Below are 20,077 nucleotides of genomic sequence, written 5' to 3' on the forward strand. Positions count from 1 at the left end.
CACGGCTGGCTGAGAGCGCGTCCAAGGCGCTGGACACCGTCGTCACAGGCCCGTGTTCACAGAGGGGCGTCCGGGCCCGGTACCTTTTCGGCCGCCGTGAAGTCAGGCATTCCGGAGCTGCGGCGCATGTCCGTCATCATTCCGGATCCGCGATTTCCCGCCTTTCGCCGCCCCTTGCGGCGGCCCTCCGGGAAGCTCCGGAAAATCCTTCACCGCCGACAGGGGATTCCGGGGCTAATGGGAGCGGAATTCATTGTTCCACGGTGACCGGACCGGCCGTGCGGCGGGCGCCGGGTACGCCCGGCTGGGCCCCCACCGCGCCCGCGGCGTACGGGCCGCCCACGCCCCACGCCCGGTGCATCGCATCGGCGAAGGCGGCGGCGATGAGGTGCTCGCCGCAGGCGGTGGGGTGGGTGCCGTCGTAGGTGTCGCGGGCCAGGTCCCAGCCGTGCGGCGGTACGGCCGTCAGAAGTGGCGAGGCGGGGGTGGACAGTTCGGCCGCGGCCCGCGCCAGCAGCCCGTTGAAGCGCTCGCACTCGGCGGCGAAGAAGGCGTCGTGCCGCGCCCGTATGTTGGGGATCACCGGCAGCAGCACCATCCGCACCCGCGGTTCGGCGGAGCGGGCCTCGGCGACGAAGCGGCGGACGTTGGCGGCGGTGGCGTCGGAGCCGGTGTAGAAGCCGAGGTCGATCAGGCCCAGGAAGACCAGCAGGGTGTCGGCGCGGTGTTCGCGCACCGCACCGCCTATCACCGGCGCCATGTGCAGCCAGCCCTCGCCCCAGCCGGCGAGATGGCGGCGGGCGCCGGCGGGGAAGGCGGGGTCGGCGTAGTCGTGGGAGACCGGGGCGTCGGCGTCCTTGTCGTACAGCGCGTCGCGCGGGCCGACGATCTCGTACGCGGCGCCGTGCGGGCCGCGGGTGCGCTCCAGGTGCCGCCACATGCGGTGGCGCCAGGTGTGCTCACCGGCGCTGCCGATGGTCATGGAGTCGCCGACGAAGAGCACGCGCATCCGCTCATCCTCCCGGAAGGCGGCTGTGACCTGCGACGTGACACCCGTCACCCGAGCACCCGCCGGCGCCCGCGCGGTGGGCGGGCGCCGGCGGGGCGGCGTCAGGTCCCGGGGGTCAGCCGGCGGCGCGCTCCTCCGACACCACCTGCTGCCTCAGCTCCACCAGCGCGCTCAGGGCGTTGCTGTACATCTGCAGGCTCTTCTCGCTGTGGGTGTCGATCGCGGTGCGGACCTCCTTGAAGGTCTTGGCGATGGTCTCGTCCAGCTCGGCGCGGTCGATGCCGTTCATCTCTCTCCCTCTTTCTCTTCCTTCGGTGACGGCCGCCTCTCGGCGGTGGTCATCCCCCGTTGACGGGCCACCAGGTGATGTTCTGCCAGGCGGCGCAGTCCCCGGTGTCATCGGTTCCCCGGCACACGGTCAGATAGCCGCTGGTGGTGGGGCGGTACTGGTGCCGCAGGGCGACGGGGACGGTTCCGGAGCCGCACACCTCGGCGTACTTGCGGGGCGGGGCCGGGGCCAGGTCGTGGGTGTAGCGGATCCACAGCGAGTGGCAGCCCTCGCCGGAGCCGGTCAGCTCACCCCGGATCACCAGGGTGTGGAAGATCCCGGCGACGCTCGTCTCGACCCACCGCTCGCCGGAGGCGGACGCCGAACCGTGCCGCACCGACCAGGGGACGCGGGCGGACGCGGCCGTGGCGCCCGCGGCGGTGGTGGCGGTGCCCGCGGCGGTGTCCGCCGTCGTCGTCGTGGCGGCACCGGCTGTGCCGGGCAGGGCGCCGGCGGCGAACAGGGCGGCGGCGGCCGCGATCGCGGCCCGGGTGCGTCTACGCATCGGATCGGCTCCTCGCAGTGGTGGGGGACAGGTCGGGCGGGTTGCGCAGGCCGTGGTGGCGGCGGAGCGCGGCCAGCGCGGCGAGATGGCCGCACATGCCGTGCACGGACGGCCCCGGCGGGGTGGCGGCCGAGCACAGGTACACCCCGCGCAGCGGTGTGGCGTACGGGTTCCAGCGCACGGTGGGACGGGCGAGGGACTGGCGCAGGGTCATGGCGCCGGCGCCGATGTCGCCGCCGGTGTAGTTGGGGTTGTAGGCCTCGTAGTCGGCGGCCGCGATGCCGCGGGAGGCGACGATCGTGTCGGTGAAGCCGGGCGCGTACTCCTCGATGCGGCGGCGCACCAGCTCCACCGGATCGCGCCGGTCGCCGTTGGGGACGTGGGCGTAGGCCCACACCGGCCGCCGCCCGCCCGCCGCGCGCGAGGGGTCGGTGACGGCCGGGTCCACCACCAGCACGAACGGCTCCCCGGTGGGGCGTCCGGCGGCGGTGGCGTTCTCCTGCCGGACGATGTCGTCGCGGGTGCCGCCGAGGTGGACGGTGCCGGCCCGGCCCACCAGCGGGTTGCGCCAGGGGATCGGGGCGGAGACCAGGAAGTCGGCCTTGGCCGCCCCGGGCCCGTAGCGGAAGCGCTCCAGGGCGCGCCGGTAGCGCCCGGGCAGCCGGTGGCCGGCCAGGGCCAGGAACTCCCGTGGACCGACGTCCAGCAGGACCAGGGGTGCGCCGCCGAGCTCGGCCAGGTCGCGCACGCGGTGGCCGGTGCGGAAGACGCCGCCGTGCGCGGTGATGTCGGCGGCCATGGCCTCGGCGATGCGGGCGCTGCCGCCCTCGGGCAGCGGCCAGCCGGTGCTGTGGGCGGTGTGGCCCAGCAGCATCGCCACCGCGGCCGAGGCCGGGGAGGGCAGCCGTCCCACCGCGTGGGCGGCGACCCCGGCCAGCAGAGCCTCGGCCTCCTCGGTGGCGAACCGGCCGCCGCGCGCGGTGGAGTGGGCCAGCACCCGGGGGGCCAGCCGCAGCGCGGCGACCGGGTCGCGCGGCAGGGAGCGCTGCCCGGACAGCAGCAGGTCCACCACGCCCCGGCTGCGGTCGGCCAGCGGCGCCATCAGCCCTCTCCAGCGGGGCCCGTCCACGCCCAGGCGCTCGGCGGTGGTCTCCAGGCTGCGCCAGGCCGCCGCCGCCCGCCCCCGGGGCAGCGGGTGGGCGTAGGGGATGCCGGGCTGGAGCAGCCGCACCCCGCGGGCGGGCAGGTCGAAGCGGCGGAAGAACGCGGAGGCGGCGGCCATCGGGTGGACGGCCGAGCAGACGTCGTGCGCCACGCCGGAGTCGAACAGCGGCTCGGTGCGCAGGCCGCCGCCGATCGTCTCCTCCTTCTCGTACAGCACCACCCGCAGCCCGGCGCGGGCCAGCGTCACCGCGGCGGCCAGCCCGTTGGGGCCGGTGCCCACGACCGCCGCGTCGGGGGCCGCGCCGCCCAGGGGATCGGTCACCGCCCGGCTCCCGCCGGGGCGAGCTGCCGGCCGGCCAGCCGCCGGTAGGTCTCGTCGCTCTCCATCAGCTCGGCGTGGGTGCCGCGGGCGCGCAGCCGCCCGCCCTCCAGCACCAGGATCCGGTCGGCGTCGACGACGGTGGAGATGCGGTGGGCGATGGTCAGCACCTGGCAGCGGGCGCCGACGCCGGTGATGGCGGCCCGCAGCGCCGACTCGGAGTCGGAGTCGAGGTTGGAGGTGGCCTCGTCCAGCAGCAGTACGTCGGGCCGGGCCAGCAGCGCGCGGGCGATGGCCAGGCGCTGGCGCTGGCCGCCGGACAGGCCGGCGCCGCCCTCGCCGAGTTCGGTCTCCAGGCCGTCGGGCAGGGCCTGGACGACGTCGGCGAGGTGGGCGGCCTCCACGGCCTCGGCGATCTCCTCGTCGGTGGCGTCGGGGCGGGCGTAGACCAGGTTCTCCCGCACGGTGCCGCGCATCAGCGGCGCCTCCTGCTCCACCAGGCCGATGCGGGAGCGCAGTTCGTCCAACGGAAGGGCGGCGGCGTCCGAGCCCGCGACGCGGACGGTGCCCCGGTCGGGGGTGTGGAAGCGCTCGATGAGCTGGAAGAGGGTGGTCTTCCCGGCGCCGGACGGGCCGACGACCGCGGTGACCCCGGTGGCGGGCAGGGAGAACGAGATCCCCTCCACGGCGGGCGCGGGGGTGCCGGGGTAGGCGAAGGCGACATCCTCGAACTCCACCGCGGGGACCTCGCCGCGGGCGCCGGACCCGGGCGCGGGTGCGGACGCGGAGGAGGCGGCGGGGGAGGGGGTGCCGGGTGCGCCGTCCCGGCCGCCGTCCCGGTCACCGCCGTCCTCGTCCCCGGTCTCCTGGCCGATGGCGGCCAGCTCCCTGACCCGGTCGATGGCGGCCCGCCCCTGCTGGAACTCCCCGAGCGCCATGAACAGCATCACCAGCGGGGACACCAGATAGAACAGGTACATGATGAACGCGGTCAGGTCCTCCACCGGCAGCTCCCCGGTGGCGGTACGGGCCATGCCCCAGGCGATCACCACGGCCAGCGACACCTGGGTGCCCACGTTCATGGCGGGCATCAGCATCGCCGACAGCCGGGTGACGTGGATGCCGCTGCCGCGCGCGGCGTCGGCCAGCTCCCGCAGCCGCTCGGCCTCGCGCTCCTCGGCGCGGGAGGCCTTGACGGTGGTCAGCGCGCCCAGGGCGCGCAGCAGTCCGGAGCCGTAGGCGCTGGTGTCCTCCCGGTTGACCACCGCCACCCGGCGCACCGCGCGGGCCAGCCCCAGGGCGACGGCCGAGGCGGCGCCCAGGCAGCCGGCGGTGACCAGCAGCATCCGCCAGTCGATCCAGGCCATCACGGCGATACAGCCGACGGTGGTGAACCCGGCCGTGATCATCTGCGCGACGGAGGAGGACAGCGCCACCCGGGCGATGGAGGTGTCGGCGACGGTACGGGTGAACACGTCACCGTGCTCCAGCCTGCCGAACTCCGCGATCCGGGAGTGCAGCAGCCGCCCGGTGAGGGTGGTGCGCATGTCCAGGACGATGTTCTCCCCCGCGCGCCCGATCAGATAGAAGTGCGTGGCGGCCAGCAGGGCGTCGGCGGCGAACAGCGCGGCGATCAGCGCGATCGGACGGGCCGTCGGCTCGTCCAGCACCACGGCCTCGATCAGGTCGCCGATCAGCAGCGGCTGCAGCAGGGTCGCGGCCGTGCCCAGCAGGCCCAGGAACACACCGACGCCGAGCAGCGGACGGTGGCGGCGGACGATGGCGGATATGTTCACGACGGCCCCCTGCCGAAGACGACCGCGACGGCCGCGGCGATGCTCACCGCGAACAGGGTGCTCTGGAGCCACACCGTGCCGCGGGTCAGCCCGCTGCCGCCGAACATGGTCAGCATGGCGGGCAGGGCGAAGACGAAAGCGGCGCCGAACCACGCCGCACGGCTCGCTGTCAGCACTGCCGTTGACCTCCTCTCAGGCGACACCGCGGGCGGTGTACCAGTCGTAGGGCAGCAGTTCCTCGGCCGGAACCACCTCCTGGACGGCGAACCCGGCGCGGGCCAGGCAGGCCTCGACCTCCTCGCGCTCGATCAGCAGCACCTGCTCGGAGAACTCCACAGGCGGCTCGCCGTCCTTCTCCACGAGGGTGCCCATGGTCAGCACGTCCGCGTCGTCGACGGTGGTGGTGAAGGTGGTGGTGCCGCCGTGGTGCGGCATGGGCACGGTGACGGTGCCCAGCTCCACCAGGGGCCGGTAGACGGCCGTGGAGTAGTACTCCAGCGACAGCGTCGCGCCGGGCTCCAGCACCTCGCGCACATGGGCGAGGGCGGTGGTCAGCTCCTCGCGGGAGCGGACGCAGGCCAGGGAGCCCATGGTGGAGTACGCGGCGCCGAACCGGCCCTGAAGCGGCAGCGGCCGGCGGAAGTCGGCCTCCACCAGCGACACGTTGGCCGGGACGCCCTTGGCGCGGAACTCATCCAGCATCGGGCGGGAGTTGTCCACGCCGACCACCTCGCGGGCGAGGGCGGCGACGGGCACGGCCACCCGGCCGGTGCCCACCCCGACCTCCAGCACCCGCGCGCCGGCCGCGTACGGGCGCAGGCGCTCGACGGCGACCTCGGCGGGCATGGCGGGCGCGATCAGCGAGTCGTACACGGACGCCACGGCCGTGCCGTACTGCACGTCGCGGGCGTCGCCTCCGTCACGTACGTCGCGGACACCGGGGACATCACGGACGTCCTGGCTCACGGGGTCACCCTCTCGTAGTCGAAGACCATGTCGTACTTGGGGTCCTCGCTGTGGTCGTAGCCGGAGTAGCGCACCAGCATCACCTGGAACAGCGGATAGCCGGGCTCGGGCGTGATGCGCCTGCGGACGAAGTCGCCGACCAGCCGGTAGGCGGCCTTCTTGGCCTCCTGGTGCAGCGGCGTCATCGCGCCGGGGTTGTGGACCAGGGTGGAGGCCACGTCGAAGACGGCCTTCTCCATGCGGCGGCCGGGGAACCAGAAGGCGTGGGCCATCTTCCGGGGCGTGATGGAGTACACCTCGCGCCACTCGGTGTGCTCGCTTCTGTCCTCGCTTGCCAGCCGGTACAGGAAGTGCTGGTCCTCGACGGCCGGATTGGGCGCGAAGAAGCGCCAGTTGGGGATGAGGATCCCGGTGCCGGTCTTGTCCATGCTCCGCAGCTTGTCGTAGCTGCGGTCGGGGTGCTGGCTGAGCACCGACGCCACGAACCAGCCGGCGAGGACCGCCGGGACCGCGCGCTCCAGTACCGCTGACGCCTTCACGCCGCCTCCTCGCTCTCGGACTTCCCGGCTGTCTCCCCGGCGGGCCGGGCCGCGGCTTCCGCCAGGACCCGCCCGATCGCCCGCGCGGTGTGCGGTGCGCACGCGGGGCCGCCGAGGACCGACAGGTGGTTGGAGCCGGGCACGGTGGTGATGCGGCCGCCGGCGCCGGAGGCGAGGTACTCCTCGTACAGCTCCCGGTGCTCGGGGGTGTCCCGCACCGTCCCCTCGGCCGCCACGACCGAGACCGGCACGTCCAGCCGGTCCAGGGGCCGGCCGCCGTCGAGCATGAACGCGTAGGAGTAGTCCCACTCACGCCGCGCCGAGCGCCAGGTGGAGGGGGCGGAGCCCTCCAGCCGCAGCTTGCGGTGGTACGGGCTGCCCTCGGCGAAGGAGAACAGGCCCTTCTTGTCGATGAGCAGGCCGGCGCCGAAGACGGCCGACCAGGGGCCCAGCTTCATCGTCAGGTTCACACCCCGGGAGCCCTCGCGCTGGCGGCGCGAGTGCAGCAGCTCGCGCGGGTGGGTGGGGTCCACCAGGACCAGCCCGTGCACCCGCCCGGGCGCCGCCGCGGCGGCGCGGTGGACGAGGTAGCCGCCCAGGGAGTGGCCGGCCAGCACGCACGGCCCGCCGCCGAGCAGACGGGCGTCGGCCGCGTCGGCGAGGACCTCCGTCAGATCGCTCACCGACTCGCTCAGCGAGTAGTCCTCCGGGCAGCGCCGCAGCGAACCGCGGTACCCGGCCCGGTCGTACAGCAGCACCGTCACATCGGGGGCGAGGTGGTCGGCGACCAGCAGCCACGCGGCGGAGGTGCTCATCAGACCGGCCTCGCACACCACGGCCGGGCCGCCCTCGCGTCCGCGCCGCACGTGGTAGTCGACGATGTTGCCGGTGCCGCAGCGCACCCGGCGCCGCTCGAAACCGCGGTGGCCGGTGCGCGACACGGCGGTGGCGTAGTTCTGGTGGGCGAGTCCGGCGGCCAGGCACGCCGCCAGTCCGGCCGCGGTCAGCCGGGTGAAGGCCGTCCCCGTCACGACGCCTCCCCGGTGCCCCGGGCCAGCGCCCGAACGGACGGATAGGTGGAGGCGAACGCCCACGCGAACCGGGACAGGCCCATGAAGCGGGCGTTGGCCAGGTGGAAGGCGCCCATCACCAGCAGACCGGCGTCGATGTACCGGCCCTTCCTCAGCAGCAGCAGCGGGAAGCCGCACTCCAGGGCGAGCACGGCGTGGCAGATCGCCCGGGAGGCGGCCGGGTACCTGTCGAGCTGCTTGAAGAACCACTCGTCGCCGTAGGTCTGGGTGCGCATGATCTTCACCAGCGCGTCGCCCGAACGCCAGGCGTCGCCGGGCAGTTTGGCCCATCCGGAGGCGCCGTAGGACAGCACGGTCTGGGCGCCGATGAACTGCACCGCGGCGTTGCGGGTGGCGTCGGTGCCGCCCGCCCGGCCCAGCGCGGCGGCCGTCTGCACCAGGAACGAGACCTGATCGGAGCCGTCGGTGCCGAACAGGTGGCGGGGGTAGATCAGCAGCTGGCTGCCGGCCAGATAGGCGTTGGCGAGCATCCGCACCCTGTTGCTGCGCACCGGTGAGATGAGCACCGCCGCCGCCAGGGCGCGGGAGCCGTGGAGGGCCTGGGTGACCGGCTCGCGGGCGACGAAGTCCCTGACCTTCTGCATCGCCTTCGTCTTCGCCGGCACCTGGGCCCTGGTGTGGGTCCAGTCGTTCAGGCCGCCCGGTTCCCGGTCGGTCTTGCGCACCATGTACTCGAGGCTGGACAGCAGGTGCGTGGCGGCGGAGAGCCGCTCGGCGGTGGCGAGCGGCCTGGCACACGCCGACTCCGCGGCCCTGCGGAGACGTGACAGCATGATCTGCTCCTGATCGCGCGGCGGTTGGGGGACGGGGTGGGAACGGGGCGGGACGGCCGGAACCGGAAACGGACCGCGGACGGCCGGGGATCGGCCGGGGAGCGGCGGGCGGGCACGGCGGACGGAGGGGGCCGGGCCGGTGCGGGGGGCCCGGGCCCGTGAAGCCCCCCGCCGGCGCCCGGTGGCCTCCGGGCCCGCCTCGTGCTTACTTCTGGGCGTTGGCGACCGCGGCGCCGACGCCCGCGGCGGCGACGAGGATGGCGGACGCCTTCGCGCCGGCCACGACGCCCGCGGCGAACGCGGCCGGGGTCGCCATCACCGGGGCGGCCTCGTCCTCGACCGGACGACCGACACCGGCGTTGACCTTCTCGACGAGCACGGACATGGTGCTTCCTCCACTGGTCTGGTAGATCGGAGTGCGGTCCGGTTCCGGCGGGCAACGCGACTGCCCGCCGGAACCGGGGCCCGGGAGCGGTCCCGGGCACGCGGGGCTGTGCTCACCGGCGGCCGTCGGCAGAGCGGCCGCCGGGGACCGCCGGGCCCACGGCCCCGGGTACGTCGATCGGCGCCGGACGCCTCGTGGACTCCGGCAGGGGGGACGGGGCCGGTGGACGGCTCGGCGGGTTCACCGGGATCAGCCGGTGGCGGTCTTGTACGCCACGTAGGCGGCACCGGTCACCGCGCCGGCGCCGACCACGGCACCGGCGGCCTTGGCGATCACCGGGGTCGCGATCAGCGCCGGGGTGGCCATGACCGGGGCGGCGCCGCCCAGGGGTGCGCCGGGCTCCAGCGTCCCGCGCAGGGACGTGTCGGCGTTCACCTTCCGGATCAGCATGAGCTGTCCCTCCTTTCAGACGAATCGTTTCGGTTCTACGGACATCCCGCAGCCGGCCTTTCCGGGCATGCTTCGGGAATTCTTCTTCTCCGGTCTCCCGGAGGCAGGGGGAATCACCGGACGGCCGGAAAGGGATATCACCGCCGTATGGCTGCCGACGGGATACGGTGGAAATCCCGTGGCGCCCTGCGGAAGCCTCTCGAGGCCGTTTCCGTTTCCTCTGTTCCCCTTTTGCGTAATGGTCTCGGAAGTGCGGCGGAAGTCCGGCCGGGGCGGCCCGGGACGCGGGGCGCGGTCGGTGTTCCGGACCTTCGTGCCGGCCCGCCCCGGCCCCTGCCCCGGTTCCTCCCGGGGGCCTCCACCGTGCTTCTGTCTGGATAACCCCCGGGGAGCCGCCCGTGTATGACCGGCCGGCGGGGAATTTTTCCGGGGCCGCCGGACCGCCGCCCCCGGACCCTCCCCGGACGCCCTCAGGAGGCCTCGGCCAGCCCGACCAGTCCCCGCATGGCCCGCAGCCCGTGCGCCCGGGCCCGGGAGACCGTCCCCCGGTGGACGCCCAGCACGGCGGCGGCCCCGTCGATGGTGTAGTCCTGGACGTCGACGAGGAAGATCGCGGCGGCCTGCTTGCGCGGCACGGCCGACAGCAGCCGCCCCACCTCCCACCTGGCCTCCCGCTGCGCCATGGGGTCGCCCGGGTGGGCGTGATCGGGGAACTCGTCGACCGGGGTGTCCTTCGCCCGGCGCTCGGCCAGGTCGTACGCCGCGGTGGTCACCGCACGGACCGCGTACGCGGCGGGGTTGGGATGGGAGAGCCAGGAGTCGGACGACCTCAGCAGCTTGAGGCACGCGGTCTGCACCGCGTCGTCGGCGTCCTGTCCCAGCAGCCGGGAGGCCCGGCTGCGCAGCAGCGGCAGCAGTTCGCGGATCAATGCCTCCGCGTCTCTCCCGCCGTCTCTCCCACCGCCGCTCCCGCTGTCTCTCTCGCTGTCCGTCTCGCACTGAACATCGGCATTCGGCATCAAAACGCTCCCCCGGCGAGGACCCTTCGCGAAGGGCCGTGGCACTGGTACTGCGCGTGGCGCGTTGGTCAGGCGCACGCAGCGCGGTAACTGTAGACACGCGCGGCCGAATCTTTGGTCGGCCGGGACACCGATCTGAGCAAGATTTGAGGGTTACCGCCGAACGCCCCCGGACCTCCGGGTGTAAGCCTCACTTCGGTCGCCGAGTGCGGATTTTTCGGACCGCTGCCGACTGGGGCGAGATGACCGGTGGATCCGATGGTATTGAATTTCCCGGCGGCGTGGCCAAGAATTCACGGGATATACGCGGACCCGAACCGCCTCATGACAGGATCACCCCGGTTCCCCACACCGAGGAAGGACGCATGCCGGAAGCGGAAAGCAGCCATATACACGCCCATGACGTCTGGCGCCGCTACGGACGCGGGAAGAGGACGTTCGACGCCGTGCGCGGGGTGAGCTTCACCGTGTCGCCCGGGCAGCTGTTCGCCCTGCTGGGGACCAACGGCGCCGGCAAGACCTCCACCGTCGAACTGCTGGAGGGGCTGGCCGCCCCGCACCGCGGGCGCGTACGCCTCTTCGGCAACCTCGACCCGGTCGCCGACCGGGCCCGTATCCGCCCCCGCACCGGCGCGATGCTCCAGGAGGGCGGCTTCATCTCGCACCTGACGGTGCGGGAGAGCGTGGAGATGTGGGCCGAGCTGACCTCCCGGCCCCGCCCCGTCGCACAGGCGCTGGAGCTCGCCGGGCTCTCCCACCGCCGCGACGTGATGGTGCAGAACCTCTCCGGCGGGGAGAGGCGCCGCCTGGACCTGGCCGTCGCCACCCTCTCCCGCCCCGAGGTGCTCTTCCTCGACGAGCCCACCGCCGGCATGGACGCCGAGGGACGGCACGCCACCTGGCGGCTGATCGGGGAACTGCGGGAGCGGGGCTCGACGATCCTGCTCACCACGCACTACCTGGAGGAGGCCGAGTCCCTGGCCGACCGGCTGGCCATCATGCACCGGGGCCGTATCGCCGCCTCCGGCACCGTCGCCGAGATCGTCGCCGACCACCCCTCCACCCTGTCGTTCGGCTTGGACGGCCGGTGGACGGTGCGCGACCTGCCCATCGGCGGCACATCGCTGGAGGAGCGGGGCGGACGGGTGACGATCACCACCGGGCAGCTCCAGAAGGACGCCGCCCGGCTGCTGGCCTGGGCCGAGGAGAAGGGCGTGGAGCTGGAGCGGTTCACCGCGCGGCCGGCCTCCCTGGAGGAGGCCTTCATCGGCATCGCCGGCCGGGACGGCCAGGACGACCGGGACGGGGGGACGCCGGCCGGCGTCGGGACGAAGCAGGGGGAGGAAGCGTGAACGGCCTGGCACTGCGGCACATGAGGACCCTGTTCCGCATCGAGTGGAAGCTGTTCAACCGGATCCGGGCCAACTACGTCTTCGCGGTCGCCGTCCCGCTGATGCTGCTGGTGGCCATGCGCTCGGTGCAGGAGCAGATGGACCTCGCCGCCCACGGCGTGGACGCGGGCCCGCTGATGGTCTCCACCTCCGCTGGCATCCTGCTGATCTTCACCCTGTACTCCTCCGTCACCGGCCTGTACGTGGCCCGCCGTGAGGAGCTCGTCCTCAAGCGGCTGCGCACCGGGGAGGTCTCCGATCCGGTGATCCTGGCCGGCGGCGCCTCGATGTACGTCGCGCTCACCGTGGCCCAGATCGCCGTGGTGGCCGTGGTGCTGTCGGTGATGTTCGGCGCGGCACCCCGGCAGCCGCTCTCGGCCGTCGCCGGGCTGGCCACCGGGGTCGCGCTGATGACCGCGATGGCCGCCGCCACGGCCGCGCTGTGCCGCTCCGTGGAGTCGGTGATGGTCGCCACCCTCCCGGCGATCTTCGTCCTGCCGCTGGTCTCGGGCGTCTACATCCCCCGCGAGGTGCTGCCGGACGCACTCGGCGACGTACTGGCGTACGCCCCGCTCTCCCCGACCGTCGACCTGATCCGCTCCGGGTGGACCGGGCAGCTCTCGGTGGCCGAGGTGCCGGTGCGGATCGTGCTGGACGCGGTGTGGGCGGCGCTGTTCGCCTGGGTGGCGTTCCGCAGGTTCCGCTGGGAGCCCCGCACCTGACGCGGCACCGCCGGCCGGGGAGCCTTCCGCCGGGAGCACGGGAGCACGGGAGCACGGGAGAACGGCCGGAACCGGCCCAACCGTCCGGCGGCACGGTGACCGGCGCCCGCCCGGGGAGCGCACGCGCGGACGGCGCCCCCGTAGATGGCAGGCTTGGGGCCATGCGGAGGCTTGTGCGCGCCCTGGGCGCGGCGACGGTGATCGTGCTGGCCGGGACCACCGGAGCGGCGGGGGAGGCCCGGGCGGCCTCGGCGGCCGACCCCGCCGCCGACGGCTTCACCATCGAGGACGAGCGGATCACCGAGTCCAGCGGCCTGGCGGCCGGCCGCGCCCACCCCGGCGTGTACTGGACGCACAACGACAGCGACGACGGACCGTACGTCTACGCGATCGACGGCCGCACCGGCGAGACGGTCGCCACCGTCACCCTGGCCGGCGTCGCCCCGCGCGACGTCGAGGCCGTCTCCGTCGGCCCGGACGGCGACGTGTACGTCGGCGACATCGGCGACAACTTCGGCGGCCGGTGGCCCGAGGTGTGGATCTACCGCTTCGCCGAGCCCGAGAAGCTGGCCGACCAGACCGTCGAGGTCACCCGCCACACCGTGCGCTACGCCGACGGCCCGCGCGACGCCGAGTCGCTGGCCGTCCACCCCGTCACCGGGCGGGTGTACATCGTCAGCAAGCACAGGGACGGCGGCGCCCTGTACGCAGGGCCGGAGGAGCTCCCGGCCTCCGGCACCGCCACCTTCACCCGCGTCGCGGACATCGGCCTGTGGGCCACCGACGCCGCCTTCTCCCCGGACGGCACCCGGCTGGCGGTGCGCGGCTACTTCGGCGGGACCATGTACGCCTGGGAGGACGGCAGGCCCAGGGAGCTGGGACGGCTGACGGTGCCGGTGCAGCGCCAGGGCGAGTCGGTGACCTTCACACCGGACGGCCGCACCCTGCTGTACGGCACGGAGGGCGAACGCAGCCCCGTGCAGCCGATGCCCCTGACCGAGGAGCAACTCCCCGACAGCGCACGCGAGGAGAAGCCGGGCCGGGCCGGCGGCGACGAAACCGGTGAGGGGGCCGGTGACGAGGCGGACGACCGCGAGCCGGACGCCGCCGGGGACGACGCGGCCGGGGAGGGCGGGGGAGAGGGGAGCATCCTCGGGTTCGTCCTCGCCCTCGGCGCGGGCGCCGCCCTCCTCCTCGCCCTGCGCCGCTCGAAGCGGCGCGGAGGCGGCTCCTCCTGACCCCTCGCCGGGCGCCCCGCCCGGAAGCGGCCGCCCCGCCGCCCCACCGCCGCCCGGACCGTCTGCTCCGCGAAGTGGCTTGAACCGTCCGGCCGTTCGAACCGCGCGGTCTAGGGTGAGCCGGAACGATCATGCGCCTGGCCGCGCGGCCGGGCGCGACCGAGGGGGGCCCGGTCTTGCTCACCGCCGTCTTCCGAGGCCACGAGGGGTTCGTCGCCTTCGCGGTCCTCCTGGCCACCGCCTGCGCGGCGGCCGTCTGGTACCGGGCCCGGCGGCGCGGCCTCCCGCGCCCCGTCCTCCACGCGCTGTGGGCCGCCTCCGCGGTGAGCGTCGTCGCCCTCACCCTGTGGACCACGCACGGCAGCGGGGTGTCGGGTGTGTGCACCGTCAACAGGGACGTCCTGGAACCGTTCCGGACGGTCCAGGGGCGGCTCAACGCGGGGCTGTTCGTGCCCTTCGGGCTGCTGGGGACGCTCGCCACCCGCCGCCCCGCGGTCGTGCTGGCCCTCGGCCTGCTGACCTCCGCCGCGGTGGAGACCGTCCAGGGCGCCGCCCCGTTCGTGGCGCGGCTGTGCGACACCAGCGACCTCGTGGCGAACGCCGCCGGCGCGGCGGCCGGCGTCGCCGCGGGCGCGCTCCTCGTCGCCGGAAGGAGCCGGGAGACCGCCCTGCCCGCCCGCACCGGCCGGCGCGTCCTGGCCGCCACGGGGGCGGGCGCGGTGCTGCTGGGCGGGGTCTGGCTGCTGTGGGTGTCGCCGACGGTGGTGGAGCACACGGTGAGCGACGTCCCCGCCTCGGCGGAGCAGCGCGAGGCCGTCGAGACCGCGCTGCGGGAGGCCTTCGGCGGCCACTACTCCGTCGGGTCCGCGAGCTTCGTACGCGGCGAGGGGGAGACGGGCACCGTGGCGGCGCACTTCGCCTCGGGATGGGCCGAGGTGGACTGGCCGGAGCGGGACGGCCTCAGGGTGGACCTGATCCCCGGCGAGCTGGAGGAGGGGCACGCCTTCGCCGTCCCCGGCGCTCCCGGCCCCGCGCGGACGGCCGGGGACGCCCAGCGCATAGCCACCGGCTACGCCGAGCGGTACGCGCCGTGGGCCCTGGAGGGCTCCCGCGTCGCGGTCGAGCGGCAGAAGGCGGAGGAGGCCGGGGACGGCACCCCGGGCTGGTGGGTGACCTGGACCGGCCGACGGGGAGAGGTCCTGCTGCCGAAGCGGCTGGACGTCCTGGTCGAGCCCGCGGGGCGGCTCACCGGCCTGGTGGCGCGGAACGTGGAGGCGCCCCGGCTGCCCGAGGTGACGGTGCCGGAGGAGCGGGCGTGGAAGATCGCCGGGAAGCACCTCGCCCAAGGGGCCGGGGACGCCGAACGCGCCGAGCCCGTGCTGCTGGCGGTACGGCACGAGGGCGCCTGGCGGGTCCACTGGCTGCTGACGCTGCGGGAGGGATCCTGGACGCACACCGCCGCCGTCGACGCGGTGACGGGGGAGGCCCACCCCGCCGAGACCTGGGACGCCTCACTGGGACGGCAGTACCAGCCGTTCCTGCCGTGAGTACCGGGCACTGAGTTCCGGACCCTGAGTTCCGGGCCCTGGACCCCGGGAGCCGCCCGGAGCCGCGCTCGGCCGCTCAGCCCCCGCCGTCCAGCCGCCCGGCGGTCCCGCCCTCCGCGGCGGCGAGGAACGCCGCCAGCCCGTCGAGCAGCCGCTCCAGGCCGAACTCGAACAGCCGCTCCCCGGGGACGGCGAAGGTGTCCTCGGCGAGGGCGGCGACGTGCGGGTACGCGCCGCTGAGCATCGCCTTCTCCAGCAGGGGCCCGTGTGCGGTCCAGAACTCCTCGTCGCTGATGCCGGTCTGCCGTGCGGCGAGGGCCGCGTGGACGTGGGTGCGGGCGCAGCCGGCGACATAGCCTTCCACGGCGGCGATGAACCCCAGCCGCTCCTGGTCGGTGAGGGGCGGGCCGGCCAGGCCGGAGAGGGCGTAGTCGAAGCCGGCCATGGCGCCGGGGCCGAGGACGGGCCGGGCCAGGTTGGTCTGGAGCAGCCAGGGGTGGGCCAGGTACATGCGCCAGTTGCCGTGGGCGACGTACCGCAGGACCGTGCGCCAGCCGGCGTCCCGTGGCGCGTCGTCGCCGGGCATCGCCCGGTAGGCGCGGTCGATCATCAGCTCCAGCAGCTCGGCCTTGCCCGGCACGTAGCGGTAGAGCGACATCGTGCCGACGCCCAGTTCGGCGGCGACGCGGCGCATGGAGAGCGCGTCGATCCCCTCGGCGTCGGCGATCGCGACGCCCGCGGCGGCGATGCGCTCCAGGGTCAGGCCCGGCCTGGGACCGCGGGAGGGGCGCTCGCCCTGGCCCCACAGGAGGTCCAGGCTGCGCCTGAGGTAGCCGCGGTCGCTGTTCTCGCTCGTCATCGCGGTCCATCCTACGGGGGCGCCAGAAAACTGGGTACGGTGTACGCGTAATCGGGTACGCTGTACTCGGTTTCGAAGGGAGGCCACCATGACCACATCCGCGACCCCGTACGCCGTACTGGCAAAAGGGCTGGTGAAGCGGTACGGCGGCGGACGCGCGCTGGACGGCTTCGACCTGGAGGTGCGGCGCGGCACCGTGCACGGCCTGCTCGGCCCCAACGGTGCGGGCAAGACCACCGCCGTCCGCGTCCTTGCCACACTCGTCCGGCCCGACGGCGGACGGGCCGAGGTGGCGGGGCACGACGTGGCCCGCGAGCCCGCCCGAGTACGCCGCCGGATCGGGCTGACCGGGCAGTACGCGGCGGTCGACGAGATCCTCACCGGCCGCCAGAACCTGGAGATGTTCGGCCGCCTGTTCCACCTCGGCACCCGGCGCGCCCGGCAGCGGGCCGGGGAACTGCTGGAGCGCTTCGCGCTGACCGAGGCGGCCGACAAGCCGCTCAAGGCGTACAGCGGCGGCATGCGGCGCCGCCTGGACCTGGCCGCCGGGATGATCCTCGCCCCCGAGGTCCTCTTCCTGGACGAGCCCACCACCGGACTCGACCCGCGCAGCCGCAACGAGGTGTGGGAGGCGGTGCGCTCGCTGGTCGCCGGCGGCACGACGGTGCTGCTCACCACGCAGTACCTGGAGGAGGCCGACCGGCTGGCCGACCGCGTCACCGTGATCGACCGCGGCGTGCGCATCGCCGACGACACCCCGGCCGCCCTCAAGGACGCCGTCGGCGGCGACCGGGTGGAGGTGGTGCTGTACGACGCGGCCGACCTGCCCGTCGCCGCCAAGGTCCTCGCCCGCGTCGCGGACGGGGGCGCCGAGCCGTACACCGACCCCGTGGAGCGCCGGGCGCACGCGCCGGTCACCGACCGGGTGGCCGCGCTCACGGAGGTGGCCCGGACCCTCCAGGACGAGGGCGTCGGGGTGGAGGACATCGGCCTGCGCCGCCCCACCCTGGACGAGGTCTTCCTGAGCCTGACCGGCCACCGCGCGGACACGGCCACCGGCGCCGCCACGGAGCAGAAGGAGAACGCGGCATGAGCGGCATGGACCCCACGGCCACAGCCACGACCACAGTCACGGCCGCAGCCCCGTCCGGCCCGGAGAACCGCCTGTACTGGGCCCTCGCCGACTGCTGGACGATCGTCCGCCGCGACCTGACCCACCTCGCCCGGCAGCCGTCCATCGTCGCCTGGCAGCTCGGCTTCCCGATCGTCTCGGTGCTGCTGTTCGTCTACGTCTTCGGCAGCGCCATGGACGTGGGCGCGGCCGACTACGAGTCGTACGCGCTGCCCGGCATGTTCACCATGACCATGGCCTTCGGCTTCATGAACACCGCGATGGCCGTCGCGGTGGACAAGGAACGCGGGATCACCGACCGCTTCCGCTCCATGCCCATGTCACCGTCGGCGGTGGTCACCGGACGCGGTGTCTCCGATGTGCTCCACGCCGGGCTGGACCTGCTGGTGCTGGCCGCGATCGCCCTGGTGGTCGGCTGGCGTTCGGACGGCGGGGCACTCGCCACCCTCTACGCCTTCGGACTGCTGCTCCTGCTGCGCTTCGCGCTGATCTGGGTCGGGGTGCTCATCGGGCTGCTCGTGCCCAACCAGGAGGCGGCGGGAAACCTGTTCGCGCTCGCCTTCCCCTTCGGCATGATCTCCAGCGTCTTCACCCCGCCCTCGATGATGCCGGACTGGCTGGGCGCGATCGCGATGTGGAACCCGGTCTCCTCCACGGCGAACGCCGTGCGCGACCTCTTCGGCAACCCCGTGCCGGACGGCGGGAGCTGGATCGAGCAGAACGCGTCGCTGATGGCGGTGGTCTGGCCGCTGGTGATCACGGCGGTCTTCCTGCCCCTGGCGGTACGGCGCTACCAGCGGCTCTCCGGCTGACGAACCGGCGGCGGGCGGGGCCGCGCCGTCCGCCGCCGGACCCCCGGCCGCTCTCACCGCTCGCCCACCGGGCGCAGCTCGTACAGCAGCGACCGGTCGAGCATCAGCCGGTGGCCCAGCGGCACCAGCACGCCCCGCGCGGGGTGCTTCCGGGCCAGGCGCCCGGCCGCGTGCCGGGCCTCGCGGCCCGACAGCCGCCGCACGTCCACCTTCATCGGCGCGCCCGCCGGGGTGCCGCCCAGGGTGGCGGGGGAGATCTCCGCCTCGGGGCGGCGGCGCAGCCGCTCGGCGGTGCCCGACCGGCCGTGGGCGCGCACATAGGCGCGGTCGCCCTCCACGGCGATCGCGGTGGCCGTGCCCACCGGCACACCCTCGCGGTCGTACGTGGCCAGCCAGACGCGCCGCTCGCCGGCGAACAGGCTCAGCCCGGTGCCCGGAGTGCTCATGCGCCGCCGGGTACCTCGCCGGGGCCGCGCGGAAACGGGCGGGGCCCACGGGGCCCGCCCGTTTCTATCCGGCCCTCGCCAGAGACCGGTCGGCCCCGGAGTGCACCGTCGCCCCCGGCACCACTATGCGCGGGTGGGCTGCCAGGAGCCCGCACCGCAGCCCTCACATGCCATGGCCCGACCCCCACACGAAGACGGCTCCGCCCCATACGCTGTGGACGACGAGCTACCCAGAGAAGGGGGCGGAGTTATGTCCATCGCCGATGCCACCCCGGAACCCGTCGCGTTCGGAGAGCGTCTGCGCATCCTGCGGACCCGCCGAGGCATGAGCCGACCCGTCCTGGCCGGCCTGCTGGGCCGTTCTCCGAGCTGGCTCAAGCAGGTCGAGCGTGGGGAGATCCAAACCCCTCCATTGTCGATGATTCTGCGGATCGCCGAGGTACTGCGAGTCCGTGATCTGTCCGACCTGACCGGGGACCAGTCCATGCCCACTGCACTCTTCATCGGCCCCGGCCACCCCCGCCTGCCCGAGGTTCGCGCCGCCGTAGACACCTTCCACTTCACCCACGCCGACCGCCAGGCCCCCGGCACCGCACACCTGCGCGCACGCCTCGACCGAGCCTGGGCCGCCCGCCACTCCGCCCCCAACCACCGCGAAGTCCTCGGCTCTCTACTGCCTGACCTGATCCGCGACGCCCAGCTCGCCGTACGGCAGGCCGACGCCGCATCCGAACGGCGCACCGCCCAGGCCATCCTCGCCGAGGTCTACAGCCTCAGCCAGTTCTTCCTGGCTTACCAGCCCGACAGCGCGCTGCTGTGGCGGGTCGTCGAACGCGGCATGGTCGCCGCCCAGGAATCGGAGGACCCTCATGCCCTGGGCATGGTGGCCTGGCTTACCGCCGAGGCCCACCGCGACTCCGGTCAATACGATGGCGCCGACGCCGTCACGATGGAGTGCCTGCGCTACCTCGAGCCCGAACTGCCCGACGCGGACGACCACGTCCGCGCGATCGCCGGAGCCCTCCAGGTCGCAGCCGGCTACACCGCCGCCCGTCGCGGCGACACCGGCGCGGCGTGGGGCTGGTGGGACAAGGCCGACCGCACCGCCCAGCGCCTGCCCGATGGTTACTACCACCCAGTCACCTCCTTCTCCCGCGCCGTCATGGGCGCCCACGCCGTCACCCTCGCCGTCGAACTCCACGCCGGCGGGGAGAGCGTGAGGCAGGCCGCCCGGGCCGACGCCCGCTGCATCCCCTCCCGCCCGCGCCGAGCCCGGCACCGCATCGAGGAAGCCCGCGGATACCAGCTCGACGGCCAGCCCGAAACCGCGCTGGCCACCCTGGAGAAGGCGCACGAGAACGCGCCCGAGACGATCCGCTACAACGGCTATGCCCGGCGGATCATCCTGGAGGAGACCGAGGCGAAGTCTCCCGAGCGGCGGCGCCGCGCCTCCGAGCTGGCGGTGAAGGTCGGTGTTCTCGCCGCCTGAGTGATCGCCACCTGAACGGGAGTGCGAGGGGCAGGAATCCTGCCCCTTCCTCCGCTACAGGGGTCCTACTTTCGGTGACGAACCGATCACCGAAACT

22 protein-coding genes are annotated in these 20,077 nt (G+C 74.1%); 7 read left to right on the forward strand and 15 right to left on the reverse strand.

Annotation, left to right across the window (positions count from 1 at the left end; all coding sequences use genetic code 11):
• Nucleotides 1–250: 250 nt before the first annotated feature.
• The 13 genes from ACW69E_RS04965 to ACW69E_RS05025 all read right to left on the reverse strand — a co-directional run bounded on the left by ACW69E_RS04965 (nucleotide 251) and on the right by ACW69E_RS05025 (nucleotide 10,254).
• A complete protein-coding gene (locus tag ACW69E_RS04965; protein WP_457496936.1) occupies nucleotides 251–1,009 on the reverse strand; it encodes a GDSL-type esterase/lipase family protein in 759 nt (252 codons plus the stop codon).
• Nucleotides 1,010–1,124: 115 nt separating this feature from the next.
• Nucleotides 1,125–1,298, reverse strand: a complete 174-nt coding sequence (locus ACW69E_RS04970; protein ID WP_457496937.1) for a hypothetical protein — start codon at nucleotides 1,296–1,298, stop codon at nucleotides 1,125–1,127.
• A gap of 49 nt (nucleotides 1,299–1,347) precedes the next feature.
• On the reverse strand, nucleotides 1,348–1,842 hold the full coding sequence (locus tag ACW69E_RS04975; protein ID WP_457496938.1) for a hypothetical protein: 495 nt from the start codon (nucleotides 1,840–1,842) through the stop codon (nucleotides 1,348–1,350).
• Nucleotides 1,835–3,328: a phytoene desaturase family protein gene (locus tag ACW69E_RS04980; RefSeq protein ID WP_457496939.1), complete on the reverse strand. Its 1,494-nt coding sequence runs from the start codon at nucleotides 3,326–3,328 to the stop codon at nucleotides 1,835–1,837. Before ACW69E_RS04980 ends, ACW69E_RS04975 begins: the two co-directional genes overlap by 8 nt.
• Nucleotides 3,325–5,121 (reverse strand): ABC transporter ATP-binding protein, encoded by a 1,797-nt coding sequence (locus ACW69E_RS04985; protein WP_457496940.1) that lies wholly within the window; start codon nucleotides 5,119–5,121, stop codon nucleotides 3,325–3,327. The genes ACW69E_RS04980 and ACW69E_RS04985 overlap by 4 nt, the downstream gene beginning before the upstream one ends.
• Nucleotides 5,118–5,297, reverse strand: a complete 180-nt coding sequence (locus ACW69E_RS04990) for a hypothetical protein (protein ID WP_457496941.1) — start codon at nucleotides 5,295–5,297, stop codon at nucleotides 5,118–5,120. Before ACW69E_RS04990 ends, ACW69E_RS04985 begins: the two co-directional genes overlap by 4 nt.
• Before the next feature lie 16 nt (nucleotides 5,298–5,313).
• Nucleotides 5,314–6,087, reverse strand: coding sequence for a class I SAM-dependent DNA methyltransferase (locus tag ACW69E_RS04995; RefSeq protein WP_457496942.1), 774 nt, complete (start codon nucleotides 6,085–6,087; stop codon nucleotides 5,314–5,316).
• Nucleotides 6,084–6,626: a hypothetical protein gene (locus ACW69E_RS05000; protein WP_457496943.1), complete on the reverse strand. Its 543-nt coding sequence runs from the start codon at nucleotides 6,624–6,626 to the stop codon at nucleotides 6,084–6,086. Before ACW69E_RS05000 ends, ACW69E_RS04995 begins: the two co-directional genes overlap by 4 nt.
• On the reverse strand, nucleotides 6,623–7,657 hold the full coding sequence (locus ACW69E_RS05005; RefSeq protein WP_457496944.1) for an alpha/beta fold hydrolase: 1,035 nt from the start codon (nucleotides 7,655–7,657) through the stop codon (nucleotides 6,623–6,625). Before ACW69E_RS05005 ends, ACW69E_RS05000 begins: the two co-directional genes overlap by 4 nt.
• Nucleotides 7,654–8,490: a hypothetical protein gene (locus tag ACW69E_RS05010; protein WP_457496945.1), complete on the reverse strand. Its 837-nt coding sequence runs from the start codon at nucleotides 8,488–8,490 to the stop codon at nucleotides 7,654–7,656. The genes ACW69E_RS05005 and ACW69E_RS05010 overlap by 4 nt, the downstream gene beginning before the upstream one ends.
• Before the next feature lie 205 nt (nucleotides 8,491–8,695).
• Nucleotides 8,696–8,875: a hypothetical protein gene (locus ACW69E_RS05015; RefSeq protein ID WP_093658995.1), complete on the reverse strand. Its 180-nt coding sequence runs from the start codon at nucleotides 8,873–8,875 to the stop codon at nucleotides 8,696–8,698.
• Nucleotides 8,876–9,124: 249 nt separating this feature from the next.
• Nucleotides 9,125–9,325, reverse strand: coding sequence for a hypothetical protein (locus ACW69E_RS05020; protein ID WP_457496946.1), 201 nt, complete (start codon nucleotides 9,323–9,325; stop codon nucleotides 9,125–9,127).
• A 470-nt stretch (nucleotides 9,326–9,795) separates the two neighbouring features.
• Nucleotides 9,796–10,254, reverse strand: coding sequence for an RNA polymerase sigma factor (locus ACW69E_RS05025; RefSeq protein WP_279950578.1), 459 nt, complete (start codon nucleotides 10,252–10,254; stop codon nucleotides 9,796–9,798).
• 455 nt (nucleotides 10,255–10,709) lie between these two features.
• On the opposite strand from ACW69E_RS05025, the gene ACW69E_RS05030 reads away from it, so the two are divergent.
• From ACW69E_RS05030 to ACW69E_RS05045, 4 genes are all read left to right on the forward strand, one after another.
• A complete protein-coding gene (locus ACW69E_RS05030) occupies nucleotides 10,710–11,696 on the forward strand; it encodes an ABC transporter ATP-binding protein (RefSeq protein ID WP_457496947.1) in 987 nt (328 codons plus the stop codon).
• Nucleotides 11,693–12,457, forward strand: a complete 765-nt coding sequence (locus ACW69E_RS05035) for an ABC transporter permease (RefSeq protein WP_457496948.1) — start codon at nucleotides 11,693–11,695, stop codon at nucleotides 12,455–12,457. The genes ACW69E_RS05030 and ACW69E_RS05035 overlap by 4 nt, the downstream gene beginning before the upstream one ends.
• A 161-nt stretch (nucleotides 12,458–12,618) precedes the next feature.
• A complete protein-coding gene (locus tag ACW69E_RS05040) occupies nucleotides 12,619–13,695 on the forward strand; it encodes a hypothetical protein (protein ID WP_457496949.1) in 1,077 nt (358 codons plus the stop codon).
• 176 nt (nucleotides 13,696–13,871) lie between these two features.
• On the forward strand, nucleotides 13,872–15,242 hold the full coding sequence (locus ACW69E_RS05045; protein ID WP_457496950.1) for a VanZ family protein: 1,371 nt from the start codon (nucleotides 13,872–13,874) through the stop codon (nucleotides 15,240–15,242).
• 76 nt (nucleotides 15,243–15,318) lie between these two features.
• Here the strand turns inward: ACW69E_RS05045 and ACW69E_RS05050 are convergent, their stop codons facing one another.
• On the reverse strand, nucleotides 15,319–16,101 hold the full coding sequence (locus tag ACW69E_RS05050; protein ID WP_457496951.1) for a TetR/AcrR family transcriptional regulator: 783 nt from the start codon (nucleotides 16,099–16,101) through the stop codon (nucleotides 15,319–15,321).
• A gap of 88 nt (nucleotides 16,102–16,189) precedes the next feature.
• Between ACW69E_RS05050 and ACW69E_RS05055 the strand changes: the two genes are divergently transcribed.
• Together ACW69E_RS05055 and ACW69E_RS05060 are read left to right on the forward strand one after the other, a co-directional pair.
• On the forward strand, nucleotides 16,190–17,194 hold the full coding sequence (locus tag ACW69E_RS05055) for an ATP-binding cassette domain-containing protein (protein WP_457496952.1): 1,005 nt from the start codon (nucleotides 16,190–16,192) through the stop codon (nucleotides 17,192–17,194).
• 5 nt (nucleotides 17,195–17,199) lie between these two features.
• Nucleotides 17,200–18,045, forward strand: coding sequence for an ABC transporter permease (locus ACW69E_RS05060; RefSeq protein WP_457496999.1), 846 nt, complete (start codon nucleotides 17,200–17,202; stop codon nucleotides 18,043–18,045).
• A 53-nt stretch (nucleotides 18,046–18,098) separates the two neighbouring features.
• On the opposite strand, the gene ACW69E_RS05065 is transcribed toward ACW69E_RS05060, so the two are convergent.
• Nucleotides 18,099–18,491, reverse strand: coding sequence for a pyridoxamine 5'-phosphate oxidase family protein (locus ACW69E_RS05065; protein WP_101258814.1), 393 nt, complete (start codon nucleotides 18,489–18,491; stop codon nucleotides 18,099–18,101).
• A 250-nt stretch (nucleotides 18,492–18,741) separates the two neighbouring features.
• On the opposite strand from ACW69E_RS05065, the gene ACW69E_RS05070 reads away from it, so the two are divergent.
• On the forward strand, nucleotides 18,742–19,980 hold the full coding sequence (locus ACW69E_RS05070; RefSeq protein WP_457496953.1) for a helix-turn-helix domain-containing protein: 1,239 nt from the start codon (nucleotides 18,742–18,744) through the stop codon (nucleotides 19,978–19,980).
• The last annotated feature ends 97 nt before the right edge of the window (nucleotides 19,981–20,077 follow it).

The sequence above is a fragment of the Streptomyces sp. SS8 genome (assembly GCF_054072955.1).